Genomic DNA, 13,043 nt, shown 5'->3' with positions numbered 1-13,043 from the left:
GATAGTACGATTTTTTCTTTTATCTCAATTGTATGACTTCTTGATTCTCTCGTTAAATATGACCACAAAAAAGCATAATCTAAATAGCATAAATCACATTTAATTCGTAATAAAATTTACTACATAGTACATGAAAAGGATTCCATTATTTCTATTTAAATAGCAGGATAATTGGGCAAGTAAATTTTCAAGGAACTAAAATATAATATACAAGTTTACAATATTTCATCATTTGATTGAAGTGAAATTAAAGAACTTCATAATTCAATTATTTTTAAGAGAAAACTATGAAACTAACACAAGAAGAAATAAAGAAGATACATGACAAAACCGGTGTAGCAGTACTCAGCAATGACGGTGAAAGAATCGGTTTTGTTGCTGGCGTATTAAGAGTGGATGAAAGTACCGATAGTCAAAAGAATCCGGAGTATATCATTTTGGGAAGTGAATTATTTGATGATACTTCCATTAAATATTTCGCTGTTCCGGCGTATGCTGATTTATTTGACATGTCAGAAATGACAAGTTCCGATACCCAGCTGACAGCCAGAATTACAAAAGAAATGTTAGTACGCTCGAAAAGAATTTCAGTTGACAAATGTCCCCAGCCATTTGATCATGAACCGCTTATTTATGAACTAACTGATTTTACGGTGCCTCAAGAGGAAGAGGCGGGTTGCTAAGGGACAGATGACATTTCCGTATATTTAAGGCTATTCAAATAGTAAATACCTATAAATTATTGCCTATAAAACCTGAGTTCAGATTCAGATCATCTGGTATTTTGACCCACCCCCGTCCCCTCCCTATGTCGCAAATTCACTCCATATGGAGGGGGCTAAATAGAATTATTTACAGTTTATCTAAGATATTTAGGTTTTATGAATTCTGTTTATGCTTATTGGACTGGCTAAGAACTAATCCCAGGCTTCTAACTTAGATCATCCTCCCACAGCTTCTCCCCCGTTCACATGAATGACCTGGGCTGAAATGTAAGAAGCATCATCAGATGCCAGGAAGACATATGCAGGAGCCACTTCAGAAGGTTGTCCAGGTCGTCCTATCGATGTGGATTTCCCGAATTCAGCCACATGCTCTTCATCAAACGTTGCCGGAATCAGCGGGGTCCAGATAGGTCCCGGAGCAACAGCATTTACACGGATCCCATCTGGCGCCAGATCATCACTTAATGATCGTGTAAAAGATACAATCGCACCTTTTGTAGCTCCATAATCAATTAAATATTCTCTGCCCTGGTAAGCCACAACACTTGTCGTGTTAATGATTGAGTCGCCTTTTTTCATGTGCTTTGATGCATTCTGAGTGAGGTAAAACATCGAAATGATATTCGTCTGAAAGGTTCGCTCAACATCATCCATATTGATTTCCTGGATTCCCTGCCGAACATGCTGCTCACCGGCATTGTTTACGAGAATATTTAAGGTTCCGAACCTGTTGATAACATCATCCACACATGATTTGCAAAACTCTTTGTTGCGGATATCACCCCGAAGAATCAGGCACTCAGTCCCTTCTTCTTCAACCATATCACAGGTTAACTCGGCATCTTCATCCTCCTCAAGATATATGATTGCAACGTTTGCGCCTTCCCGGGCAAAGTGAACGGCAACTGCACGCCCGATACCGGAGTCTCCGCCGGTAATCAAAGCTACTTTATCTTTAAGCTTATCACTTCCTTTATAAGAATCGCGAATGATTTCCGGTTCAGGATTCATCTCCGACTCCTTACCCGGTTGATCCTGTGACTGTTTTGGAAGTTCCTCTTCTTTTAACTTTTCTTTATCCATTTGTTTATACGTTTTCTAATCTAAATTATAACTTTCTGCTCTTGTTACTTTATTGTATAAGTATATGAATCTAACATCATTATTAACTGTATGTTCCGCGAATTCAGAGGCTATTCTTTAGCAGCTATTTACCTGTTTATTTTGATTTACCCTCGATTCTCCAAATTTTTGATAATAAAGTCTCGTTTGTTCAAATACAGTAGACTTTACCCCTTCTTTCTGTTGTGAACCGGGTTGACGAATAATTTTGGTCATTTATTTATGACTAAGGAATTTTATAGATAGGACAAGTACAAAATTTGTTGCAGTCGTAATGAGGATATGTTCTCTCGATAGCATATACCAACATCCGTGTCGTGTCATCACACCAAGGATGGATAATATATAGACCGGATATCCCAATTGACTCATAATTTCATCCTATCCGCCTATTTGCGGCAGTTACTGCCCCCGTCCTGCCGCTATTCCTAATGCTAACCAGATTGTGGAAATCCAATAAGTTGATTTTTTTATCTTTTCTGACATGTGTTCCTTTATTTATGATTTGATATATCGGCTCAGCGCATAATGGGTGCGGGAATTATGAGCTTAATCAAAGCGGAAAACCTGAATGAACCAACCAAAAAAGCCACAACTGCGTCTGCATCACCCGTTGATTCGATTTTTATTGAGCAGGTTGTTTTATCCATTAAATTCCTTTGGGTATTCTACTATTCCATTTACTTCGTGTAGTCCGCCAGTAGTCAATTCAATCGCCATACAGTATTCATCAGGTACATCAAAAGGTAATTGGACTCCAAACCTGCTTGCCTTTTTATATCCAAATCGCGGATAATAGTCAGCGTGTCCAAGCAAAATAACTGACTTAAAACCTAACTCAATTGCTTTTTTATGTGCTTGTTCAATCAACATTCCACCTATACCTTTTTTTTGATATTTTGGTAGAACCGTCACAGGTGCAAGGGCCAAAGAATTAAACTCAGTTTGGTCATTCTTTATAGTAATTTTAGTTAATAGAATATGGCCAATAATTTCATTTTCATATTCAGCAATTAACGATAATTCGGGTACAAATGAAGTTGAGTTTCTTAATAGCTGAACAAGGAATTGCTCCTTGTGATCGCTCATTTCTACTTTCTTGAATGCTTTTTTGATTAATTTAAAAACGGCTTCATAATCAGCCGGTTTTTCTTGTCGTATCTTAATATCCATTGCCTTTTTTTAATAACTGAAATTTATAAGCGACTCTTAATATCTGTATCTCCATTACAGGCTTACCACATTTCCCATATGCAGTTTGGGTTATTCGTCCCATTTAAAAATTTCATTTTCGCCTTGAATTGCCTTGCCCTCAAGTGCTATACATATTCCAAAATCGTCATAACATGAACAGAACTTTGCCATTCAACTCCTGTCCGTTATCGATGAAATTTTTCCATCTTTAAACTCAAATTCTGACTCTCCTTTTAGTTTAATTGCCTCACCTGCCTTCATGCCATTCGGTAAATCAGCTGCCAAAATGCCTTCGTAATCTATTTGAATAATCGTTTTATCCTTCTTAGCCACATATGAGATAATAGTCTGTTTTCGGGATGAAAATAGCTCCTTAGCCTGTTCGGCAAGTTTTCGGAATTCCTTTATTCCGGTTGTCCTGGCATTCATTTCACCGCCAGATAGATTCCTAAATCACTTTTTAATTTGTCGGTATTTCTTCAGCTATAAACCCCTTCCTAAAAAGAGTTTTAATGATACTTTCTGCTGATAATCCCGTGCACACAATACGCAGGACTTTTTCCCAATCATCAAGATCTACATGCCAGTCAGATAAGCCTTCCAGGTTATCCAGAGTAGTAGATATTTTTTCTACATCATCTCGGTTTTGAAGAGAAGTGCGAAAAATCAGGCATTGAACATCCTCTTCAACCAAAAGACGGGTTACCTCATTTTCAATAAAATCCTGCTTTCTTCTTTCCATTATTTTGAATTCTGCTGTATCAAAATTTCCACCCCACATGAATTGTGGGAAACGGTGTAAAAGCTGACGACTCATACATATCCCCATCTATTTCGATGTCATCGGCGTTTAAAACATATCCAAAACCAATCCAGGGAGTTACAAAAAGATTCCCAAGTCCTGTACTCCAGCGATAGCCTGTGCGGACTCCAAGCATATACTGCAGGCGGTCTTTTTCATTGCCGGTCGTGGTATGCGTCACACGTAACTGTGTAACTCCTCCATCAACCCCGGCAAAAAAAACCATCCGCATATCCTTTGAAAAATCGGTCCACTTTCCAGCCGGCACCAATAAACGAAGAATCGAAATCTTCATTTCCATGCACCCATTCGGGTAAATCCAACCCGAAAATTCCCAGATCAAAACGGTAAGCACCGGTTACATAACCTCCATGAATCGAAAACCCGTTTAATGCAAAAGCAATTGGGTCTATGTCGATGTCAAATCCGCGTTCCCCCGGCGATTGAGCATGTGTTTCTGAATAATATGCTACAGAAATCAAAATTATAAGTAAGGCAATAGAAATTTTCTTCATCAGGTAAATTTTTTTGTGTCTGTTTCAATTCTGAAAAAATTTACTGTGAAAAAGCCTTTGCACCATTAACTTATGTTAAGAAATAACCCGCTTTTTGATGAGCCGCTTCCTGATTCTGCTCATGGAAACTGGAGTGATCCCTAAAAAAGAGGCGATGATATGATGCGGCACCCGAAGCAACAAGTCTCCGTGGTTCTTTTCGAATTGAAGGTAGCGCTCTTCAGCCGTGAGCATGATTTGAGAGGTGAAGATGGCCTGGGAGTTAATAAAACGTTGATCGGCTATAACCCGGGTGATAAGATTCATTTTTGGCACAAGGCGATAGAGTTCATCTAATGCTTTCTTATTAATGCTCAGCAGGGTTGTATCCTCCAGTGTTTCCAACGCCTGACTACTCGGAGTTTGCGTGATAAAACTGTGGTAACTGCTTGCAAAGTAGTTCTCCTTAAACAGAAATATAGTTATGTCTTCCTTTTTTGGATTGAGGCAGAAAAGCCTGACAATACCCTGAATTATAAAATAGGCCTCTCTTTCAATTTCACCGAGGGATGTCAGATAGGTCTTCGCAGGTACATGTTTAAATTTGAATCTACTTTCAATATGATTCCATTCATCTTCATTCAGAGAGATAATGTTTTCAAAAGAAGCTCTTAATTCATTGTATTTCACTTTTCAATACTTTTCATTTTACACATTACAGTGACCGATGAAATTGCGAAGAACCGGTCAAATTCATTAGGCTTCATACGTCGAAGCTTATCCGGAAGTTACTTCAGGTTTTTTAAGAGAGAGATAATTGGCTGATCCAGGGTTCTGGTGTTCAAAACCTCAGTTCGATTTTTAAAGGTTTGGTGGTTAAGCGGCGGGGCATATCATACCTCCTCAGAAGAGATGATTGAAGCAGATCCAGGCATTGGAAAAAGAGAGGCTCTTCTGAAACGTGCTCAGCTGCCCATTCCCTGAGTTATTCAAATTGCAAATAGACGCGATATGTAGCTTCTTCACCGGGCTAGTCCAACACCGGCATGGAGCTCGGCAAGCTTCGTTCCCTGGCTTTACTTGTTATGTGTGTAAAGACGCTATTCTAAATATGCTTCATCAATTTCTTTGGCTACTGAAACAAAATGATCATGCTTGCGGAAAATATATTCGTGATAAATATGGGCATCAGGTTTTTCCATCCACTTAGTTTCACCATTAAAATATTCTTCTAATTTATTTAGCGCATGGAAATATTCATTTAATTCATATTCGATATAGTTATTAAGCTCATTCCGTTCTATAAGTTCTTCTTTGAACTCTTTAAATACGTCAATAACAATTTCCAGATTACGATAGCCCCAGTCTTTATCCCCATCAGTATGAGCTTCAATTCCAGATGCAATTTTTTGAAAACTATACCCCAATCCTGAATGAAATATATCTTGAAGTTTATTATTTCGATGTTTTTCCTTGTGCTCTTTATCCATCAGAATAAGTTTCTCTACGATTGAAGAATATTTTTTTACTACTTCATTAAGCTGATCTTTGATAGTCAAATTAATATCAACATTTAAAAACCTCACGGAATCAGATTGACTATACTGGAGTAATTTAAAACTATCTTTATTAAGCGATGGTCTTGAAAGGTGATAATGATATGTTTCTCCTTTTCGATTTAGCTTGGTAGGGTGCCCTATTGCTGCATTTCTAATTTCCCTAACTTTTTTCAGGTTATCACTTATCTCGTAATCTACTTCAAAAGACTCCGATAAGTGACTTAATGCATCTTGTTGTAAAAAGAGAGCCTGCAATATGCCATATATAAATAAATATTTTACACCTGAATCATCAGGAAAATCTGTCTTTAGATAAGATTCGATAGTCAGTAATGTGTCATCAATAACATCAAGTGAACTACAAATTTGATCCCAATAACCAGACTCCTCGATTAAAATACTTTGGTAACGATGTGTATTGATGTGTTTGCGAACACTACTTGCTAAATCATGAATTTCTTGAACTGCTTCTTCTGTTTCCACCATGAGATTTTAAGTTAATACACATAACATCTAATTCCACAACAACACCGCTGTCGTTTTATCTGTCGCAGAATATTTGAATTCTTTGTTATTCGCAAACGCGGGTATTTACCGGGACTATTCCGTGACTCCTAAATCGCGGAGTGAGTCGTGGAAAAGTTAAATAAAGACATGGTTTAAATGTGGGGCAACAGCCTGGGGCTTCCGAATCCCCATTCCCGCGCTGCAAAAAACAGTTTGAGACCAATCGAATAAACCCCAAACAGTGAACCTCGCACAGTGTTATTTAATCCTGATAAATCATGTTTGAAATTCTCATTCGTCATGTAAGGTGCTTGGATTTTAGAAAATTTCAGAAGCCCATTGCTTTAATGAACAGCGTTCAGTATCATAACACCGTTCACTCTTATCACATTACAAAATGACGATACAAGAAAGAAAAGAACGGGAAAAACAGGAACTCAGGGATTTGATTCTGAGTACGGCTGCTGAATTGTTCCGGACAAAGGGTTACGAAAAAACCAGCATCCGGGCGATTGCTGACGCTATTGATTATAGCCCCGGTACCATCTATCGTTATTTTAAGGATAAGGATGAATTGATGTTTGAAATCAGTGAAACGGGTTTCAAATTGTTCCATGAGTACCAGAATAGTGTTTCAAATATCGAAAATCCACTGGTGCGGCTCAAAAAGATAGGTGAGTCCTATATCAAATTTGCCCTCGATTATCCCTCCTATTACGAACTCATGTTTATTATGCCGGACCCCATCGACTTTCTGGGAGATGACAGGGAATGGAAGAATGGACTGAATTGCCATGATTTTCACCTGAATGCCATTCTTGAGTGCCAGCAGCTGGGCCATTTCAAAGATCAGGATCCCATGCATCTCTCCCTGATGGTCTGGGCCCAGGTTCACGGTATTATTGCACTACATCTCAAGAACCGGCTTGATATGTATGAAGTTGCCGATCAGGAACAACTTCTTTTCGACGCCCTGGCCTCTTTTAATCATATGCTTGACAGTCAATAAAAAAAATTTCCCAGTAAATGAACAGTGTTCATAATATAAATAGTGTTTACCATGTATAAATACCCGATTTTTTTTCTGCTGCTTTTGTGGTTGCCGGTTGTGATATCCGCCCAGAACCAGTCCTCCCCTTCTATCATAGATAATTATGTTCAGATAGGGGTTGAAAGCAACCTGCAACTGCTCAATGATGCATTCGACGGGGAAATAAGCCGATCGGAACTCAGGTCAGCCCGCGGCCGTTTCCTGCCTGAAATCTCGTTTGAGTCATCTTATACATTTTCGGATGGGGGCAGAACAGTGGATATCCCCACCGGAGACTTGTTCAATCCGGTCCATCACACTCTGAATGAACTTACCGGCGAACAGCGCTTCCCCGCCAATCTGTCCAATGTTAGTGAGCAGTTATTGCCAAATGACTTTCATGATACCCGGCTGCGCATCGTTCAGCCCCTGTTTAATACCGATCTATATTACAGCTACAGGGCTCAGCAAAATCTCGTTTCCGAGCAGGAAGCCCGCCGGCAGGTTATGGTTGATGAACTGACCCGCGAGATCAAAGTAAGTTACCTGAACTATTTCAAGGCGACAGACCTGCTGGCCATCCACGAAACGAATCGGGAACTGTTTAATGAACTCATTCGAACCACCGAATCGATGGTACGCAATGGAATGGAAACCCCGGATGCTGTGCTTACCGCCGAATACGAACTGGCGGATGTAGAAGGACGTATCGCTGAAGCCCGAAGGCAGCAGTCTGCCGCCCGTACTTATTTCAATTTCTTGCTCAACAGGAACCTGGATACACCCATCCGGCAAGATGATAGCTACCTGGCACGTGCCGCCGGTTATCAGGATATCCCCGCACTTCAAGAGGAAGCCCTGATGAGCCGTCCGGAGTTTGATCAGATCAGCCATGGAATCCGGGCAACGGAAAACCACTTGAAACTCAATCGCGCCAATACCCTTCCTGACCTGTTTGTGGTTGGTGATTACGGGTATCAGGGCACGCAGTATAAATTCAATTCCGATCAGCAGTATTGGTCTGTACAGTTCGGTTTGCGGTGGTCGCTATTTGAGGGATTTCGGAACCGTGAGCGGATACAACAATCTCACATTGAGCTAAGAAAACTGGATAACCAATTCACGGAGCTTGAACAGCAAATAAGGCTCAGGGTGATGGATGCCTGGCACGCGTGGAGTGCGGCTGAGACAAAATTAGAAGCCGCAGAATCTGGACTCGAAGCCGCAGAAGCGGGTTTTGAAATCACACGGCGAAAGTACGAAGAAAACCGCGTGCTTCTCGTGCAGTACCTGAGAGCGCAGGACAATTACACCCGTGCACGGCTGCAGGTTGCCATAGCCCGCTACGATCTGAAATCAAAAGAAGCCGACCTGGAACGGGAAACCGGCAGATCATTTACTAACAATTAACATTTACCTCAGAAAAGAATGATTCCTTTTAATCAACCCATCCACAAAAATAGTATTCCGGCATGGCTGCTTGTCTTTTTGCCGCTGCTAATGATCTCTTGCAGCACGGGTGAAAGCCGGGATACCGAATCGGCTCCGTCCCCGGAATATGTTCAGATCCAATCACTAAAAACCTCAACAGAACCGATACCCATATATATATCAGGGAAACTTTCTTCGGCTTCAGAGTTTGATCTCTCTTTCAGAACCGGCGGTTTTATTGATGAGCTTCTTTTTGATGAAGGCGATGAGGTAAAAAAAGGAGATCTGCTGGCCACGCTGGATCGGACAGAAATAGACGCGCAGGTCGTCCGGGCGCGGAACATGTATGAGAAATATCGCCGTGATCTTAATCGAATCCAAAATCTCTATCAGGACAACGCGGCCACTCTCGAACAGGTTGACGATCTCAAAACCGCACTGGAAAACGCCAGGGCTGAGCTGGACATCGCCCTGTTTAATCAGGAGCGCTCTGTGATCACTGCTCCGACAAACGGACGTCTGCTTGCTAAATACACCGAAGTGAACGAGCAAGTAGGGCCCGGTGAGCCCATATTTCGATTGGGAGAAAACGGCAGTCACTCCACAGTATTGAAAGCAGGCGTATCCGATAGAAATATCACCCGCCTTCAGCATGGAGATTCCGCACAGGTCCATTTTGATGCGTTGCCGGGTCGTTCGTTTACCGGACATGTAACCCGGATTGCAGCGGCCGCAAATCAGCGTACCGGTGTATTCACTATTGAGATCACGCTGAATGATCCGGCACAGGAGCTCCGCAACGGGTTTGTCGCCAAAGCAATAATCTATCCATCTTCGCAGCAACCCTATATCACCATACCCATTGATGCTCTTGTAGAAGCTGAAAACGAATACGTTTATATCTATGTGCCGGATTCAGAGTTGGAGTCTGCCGTCAGGGTCCGGGTAAAGCCGGTTCACATTGGGAACAGCTATTTTGCTGTGGCCGTGGAGGATCTGCCCGATCATTCAAACGTAATTACACGCGGAGCTGCCTATCTTCGTCCGGGCTCTCCCATCACTCTTGCCGTTGAGGGATACTGATGCAGCTGCCTGAATTTTCGATCAAAAATTACCGGTTTATTCTGATTCTGGTCGTAATGGCATTTGTGGTGGGGCTTTTTGCGCTATTCACCATGCCGCGCACGGAAGATCCGGATATGGCGCTGCCTTTTTACACCATTTCAGTCGTTTACCCCGGCACAAGTCCCGAGGATATGCAGGAGCTGGTCGTGAAACCGATTGAGGATGCTCTTGATGAAATCGACGACCTCACTGAAATTCTGACCACAATTGAAGAAGGTCTGGCTGTGTTCGAAGTTGAAGCCGGGTTCGGAATCGACAGGATACGAAAGCTGGATGAAATCACCCGGGAAGTAAACGGCATCCGTAATCAGCTGCCCGACGGCATCTTCAGCCTGGATATTGAACAGTTCAGGCCGGAAGCCCTCACGAATATCATACAATTTGCACTGGTATCGGAAACGGCAAGCTACCGGGAGCTGAATGCCACGGCCGAGATGCTGGAACATCGGCTTAAGCGAATCGATGGAGTTCGCAATGTGGATATCGAAGCCAATCCGGAAGAAGAAATCCGGGTGGCGGCAGACTTCCAGCGCATGGCGGCTCAGAACGTCTCCCTGGATATGATACTCCACGCTCTCACCGATCAGAACATGAACATTCCGGGAGGTAATCTGAACATCGGCAGCGGAACGTTTGGGATACAGACCAGCGGCAGCTTGAAGAGCCTGGATGAGATCAGGCAGATCCCGGTTGCTTCGGGAGCCAGCCACGTAGTGTACCTCGATGACATTGCCGATGTCTTTTACGCGCATGAAGATATCCGCTGGATTGCACGATTCATGGATCAGCGGACGGTGTACATCAACATCAAACGCGAATCGAGTAAAAACCTGATTCAGATAACCAACAGTATCTTCGGCCAGCTTGAAGAACTTCAGGCTGCCATCCCGTCCGACATGTCTCTTGAAGTGGTATTTGAGCAGGCCTCTGCCGTGGAGGGACGCATCAACGATTTTTTCCTGAACCTCCTGCAGGGAATTGTGCTGGTGGCTGTGATCATCTTCCTTTTTCTCGGTTTCCGGTCGGCATTGATCACCGGTGCGGTCATTCCCATTGCCATGATTGCGGGAATTGGAGTACTCAACTTTATTGGATATGGCCTGCAGCAGATATCCATTGCCGCCCTGGTTATCGCCCTTGGCCTGTTGGTGGATAACGGCATTGTAGTGGTTGAAAACATCGTTCGTTTCCGCAAAAAAGGACACACCCTGATAGATGCCGCCGTAAAAGGCACTTCCGAAGTGGGGTATGCTATCATCAGTGCCACGCTCACCACCGTCCTGGTATTTGCACCCCTCGCGATGATGCAAAGTGGACCGGGAGAGTTTCTGAGATCGTTGCCGGTCACGGTTATTATTGTTTTGATACTCTCGCTGATTTTGGCACTAACCTTCATCCCGCTGCTTGCCACACGCCTGATGAGCGATTCACCTGAAGCGAAAGAGAGCTGGGTGGATCGGTTTATCCGGCACCTCATTTCCCGGTATTACCGACCCGCTCTTGATATAGCTTTAAAATATAAAGGGTTCGTTTTTTCATCCGCAGTTATTTTGTTTCTGGGAAGCCTGATGTTGTTCCCCTATATCGGGGTCAGCTTTTTCCCAACAGCAGATAAACCTGTTTTATTGATTGAGGTCGATCTTCCTCATGGAACAAATGTTGAGGAAACCGATCGGGCCGTCCGGTTTGTGGAGGGCGTACTTGATGAAACCGAATTTGTTAAGAACTATACGTCAAACATCGGGCACGGTAATCCCCAGATCTATTACAACAGGTTCCCGGAATCCTTCAAGAGCAACCACGGCCAGATTCTGGTCAATTTTGAAGAGTGGGACCAGGAACGATTTTATTCCACCCTCCGCAATTTTCGAGAATCGTTTGCCCGATACCCCGGCGCGCGGATTTCCTTCAGTGAGCTTACGAACGGACCACCATTCTATGCTCCGGTCGAGATTCGTATCCTTGGTGAACGGCTCGATATCCTTAAAGATCTTTCCCTGAAAGTGGAAGACCTGATACGTAATACCGGGGGCACGATTGATGTAAACAATCCCATGGCGCTGAACCGAACCAATATTAACGTGGATATCAACCGGGAGAAAGCAAGCCTGGCGGGGCTTTCCATCGCCTCGGCTGACAGAACGATTCGTGCGGCCATGTCAGGTTTCCCGGCCGATAAAGCGATCATGAGTGATGGCAAGGAGTATCCTATTATGGTCCGGCTGGCCCTTGACGAGCAGACTGCGGTAAGTGATTTCGACAAGATCTATCTAACCAATCAGTATGGAGAACAAATCCCTCTGAATCAGGTTGCCGACATCCGGTTTGGTTCGGCGACCAACAGCTTTATTCACTACAATCTGCAGCGGGGTACCACCGTCTCGTCCAATGTGACCAATCAGGATCGGGTTGCGGCCATTACGGAGGAGATCATAGCCGGGCTCAACGAAATAGACTGGCCGGATGGGTACAGTTACTACGTAGCCGGTGAATACGCCTCACAGCATGAAACTTTTGGCGATATGACCATACTGGTCTTCGTAGCACTATTTGGAATTTTTGCGGTTCTTGTGCTTCAGTTTCGGTCATTCCTGCAGCCGCTGATCATTTTCTCGGCCATTCCAATGGCCATTACAGGGTCGTTTCTCGCCCTGTTTATCACCGGTTGGTCGTTCTCCTTCTTTGCATTTGTGGGATTTGTCAGCCTGATCGGGATCGTGGTCAACAACTCTATTATTCTGGTGGATTATGCCAATCAGCTTTTGCGTGACGGAAAATCGGTGCTTGAATCGATAACGGAAGCGGCGGAGACCCGATTCACGCCGATCATCCTAACCACCACAACTACCATTGCAGGACTGTTGCCGCTTACGCTTTCCGGTACCAGCCTCTGGTCACCGCTCGGGTGGACCATCATCGGCGGAATGATAACCTCCACAGCACTCACACTTTTAATTGTACCGGTGCTGTTTCTGTGGTTTACAACGGAAGAGAGGATTGTGGCTGGTGATTAACCAAAAAAGTCTGTGATGATATCAGATACATACCGCCCTG

Annotated in this window: 13 protein-coding genes; 5 read left to right on the top strand and 8 right to left on the bottom strand. The window is 43.3% G+C overall.

What is annotated here, in order from left to right; all coding sequences use genetic code 11:
* The first annotated feature begins 287 nt into the window (after nt 1–287).
* Nucleotides 288–683 (top strand): hypothetical protein, encoded by a 396-nt coding sequence (locus DYD21_RS14030; RefSeq protein ID WP_116037625.1) that lies wholly within the window; start codon nt 288–290, stop codon nt 681–683.
* Nucleotides 684–941: 258 nt separating this feature from the next.
* Here the strand turns inward: DYD21_RS14030 and DYD21_RS14025 are convergent, their stop codons facing one another.
* The 8 genes from DYD21_RS14025 to DYD21_RS13990 form a co-directional block, all read right to left on the bottom strand.
* Nucleotides 942–1,808: an SDR family oxidoreductase gene (locus DYD21_RS14025; protein WP_116037624.1), complete on the bottom strand. Its 867-nt coding sequence runs from the start codon at nt 1,806–1,808 to the stop codon at nt 942–944.
* A 681-nt stretch (nt 1,809–2,489) separates the two neighbouring features.
* Entirely contained in the window at nt 2,490–3,020 is a 531-nt protein-coding gene (locus tag DYD21_RS14020) for a GNAT family N-acetyltransferase (protein WP_116037623.1), read from the bottom strand.
* A 192-nt stretch (nt 3,021–3,212) separates the two neighbouring features.
* Complete coding sequence (locus DYD21_RS14015; RefSeq protein WP_116037622.1) at nt 3,213–3,470, bottom strand: nuclear transport factor 2 family protein; 258 nt, start codon at nt 3,468–3,470, stop codon at nt 3,213–3,215.
* A 31-nt stretch (nt 3,471–3,501) separates the two neighbouring features.
* Nucleotides 3,502–3,858 carry a hypothetical protein gene (locus DYD21_RS14010; protein WP_147303596.1) on the bottom strand — a complete coding sequence of 119 codons (357 nt, stop codon included), beginning with the start codon at nt 3,856–3,858 and terminating at the stop codon, nt 3,502–3,504.
* Entirely contained in the window at nt 3,803–4,069 is a 267-nt protein-coding gene (locus tag DYD21_RS14005) for a hypothetical protein (protein WP_116037620.1), read from the bottom strand. Before DYD21_RS14005 ends, DYD21_RS14010 begins: the two co-directional genes overlap by 56 nt.
* Nucleotides 4,047–4,358 carry a hypothetical protein gene (locus tag DYD21_RS14000; protein ID WP_116037619.1) on the bottom strand — a complete coding sequence of 104 codons (312 nt, stop codon included), beginning with the start codon at nt 4,356–4,358 and terminating at the stop codon, nt 4,047–4,049. Before DYD21_RS14000 ends, DYD21_RS14005 begins: the two co-directional genes overlap by 23 nt.
* Nucleotides 4,359–4,433: 75 nt before the next feature.
* Nucleotides 4,434–5,027 (bottom strand): Crp/Fnr family transcriptional regulator, encoded by a 594-nt coding sequence (locus DYD21_RS13995; RefSeq protein ID WP_116037618.1) that lies wholly within the window; start codon nt 5,025–5,027, stop codon nt 4,434–4,436.
* Nucleotides 5,028–5,437: 410 nt separating this feature from the next.
* A complete protein-coding gene (locus DYD21_RS13990; protein ID WP_116037617.1) occupies nt 5,438–6,382 on the bottom strand; it encodes a hypothetical protein in 945 nt (314 codons plus the stop codon).
* Nucleotides 6,383–6,800: 418 nt separating this feature from the next.
* On the opposite strand from DYD21_RS13990, the gene DYD21_RS13985 reads away from it, so the two are divergent.
* Genes DYD21_RS13985 through DYD21_RS13970 form a run of 4 tightly spaced genes read left to right on the top strand, consistent with a single transcriptional unit; the run spans nt 6,801 to nt 13,003 of the window.
* Nucleotides 6,801–7,412, top strand: a complete 612-nt coding sequence (locus DYD21_RS13985; protein WP_116037616.1) for a TetR/AcrR family transcriptional regulator — start codon at nt 6,801–6,803, stop codon at nt 7,410–7,412.
* A gap of 51 nt (nt 7,413–7,463) precedes the next feature.
* Entirely contained in the window at nt 7,464–8,843 is a 1,380-nt protein-coding gene (locus tag DYD21_RS13980) for a TolC family protein (protein WP_116037615.1), read from the top strand.
* An 18-nt stretch (nt 8,844–8,861) separates the two neighbouring features.
* Complete coding sequence (locus tag DYD21_RS13975; RefSeq protein WP_116037614.1) at nt 8,862–9,947, top strand: efflux RND transporter periplasmic adaptor subunit; 1,086 nt, start codon at nt 8,862–8,864, stop codon at nt 9,945–9,947.
* Nucleotides 9,947–13,003: an efflux RND transporter permease subunit gene (locus DYD21_RS13970; RefSeq protein ID WP_116037613.1), complete on the top strand. Its 3,057-nt coding sequence runs from the start codon at nt 9,947–9,949 to the stop codon at nt 13,001–13,003. Before DYD21_RS13975 ends, DYD21_RS13970 begins: the two co-directional genes overlap by 1 nt.
* The last annotated feature ends 40 nt before the right edge of the window (nt 13,004–13,043 follow it).

This window comes from Rhodohalobacter sp. SW132, assembly GCF_003390325.1.
Lineage (GTDB): Bacteria > Bacteroidota > Rhodothermia > Balneolales > Balneolaceae > SW132.
The sequence above is the reverse complement of the archived record's forward strand: the minus strand, read 5'-3'. Positions and strand labels throughout refer to the sequence as shown.

Excerpts from the sequence above, each read along its gene's own strand:
- DYD21_RS13975 (WP_116037614.1), top strand. The coding sequence starts at position 8,862 with ATGATTCCTTTTAATCAACCCATCCACAAAAATAGTATTCCGGCATGG.
- DYD21_RS14030 (WP_116037625.1), top strand. The coding sequence starts at position 288 with ATGAAACTAACACAAGAAGAAATAAAGAAGATACATGACAAAACCGGT.
- DYD21_RS14010 (WP_147303596.1), bottom strand. The coding sequence starts at position 3,858 with ATGAGTCGTCAGCTTTTACACCGTTTCCCACAATTCATGTGGGGTGGA.
- DYD21_RS14005 (WP_116037620.1), bottom strand. The coding sequence starts at position 4,069 with ATGGTTTTTTTTGCCGGGGTTGATGGAGGAGTTACACAGTTACGTGTG.
- DYD21_RS14020 (WP_116037623.1), bottom strand. The coding sequence starts at position 3,020 with ATGGATATTAAGATACGACAAGAAAAACCGGCTGATTATGAAGCCGTT.
- DYD21_RS13970 (WP_116037613.1), top strand. The coding sequence starts at position 9,947 with ATGCAGCTGCCTGAATTTTCGATCAAAAATTACCGGTTTATTCTGATT.
- DYD21_RS14015 (WP_116037622.1), bottom strand. The coding sequence starts at position 3,470 with ATGAATGCCAGGACAACCGGAATAAAGGAATTCCGAAAACTTGCCGAA.
- DYD21_RS14025 (WP_116037624.1), bottom strand. The coding sequence starts at position 1,808 with ATGGATAAAGAAAAGTTAAAAGAAGAGGAACTTCCAAAACAGTCACAG.
- DYD21_RS13990 (WP_116037617.1), bottom strand. The coding sequence starts at position 6,382 with ATGGTGGAAACAGAAGAAGCAGTTCAAGAAATTCATGATTTAGCAAGT.
- DYD21_RS13985 (WP_116037616.1), top strand. The coding sequence starts at position 6,801 with ATGACGATACAAGAAAGAAAAGAACGGGAAAAACAGGAACTCAGGGAT.
- DYD21_RS14000 (WP_116037619.1), bottom strand. The coding sequence starts at position 4,358 with ATGAAGAAAATTTCTATTGCCTTACTTATAATTTTGATTTCTGTAGCA.
- DYD21_RS13980 (WP_116037615.1), top strand. The coding sequence starts at position 7,464 with ATGTATAAATACCCGATTTTTTTTCTGCTGCTTTTGTGGTTGCCGGTT.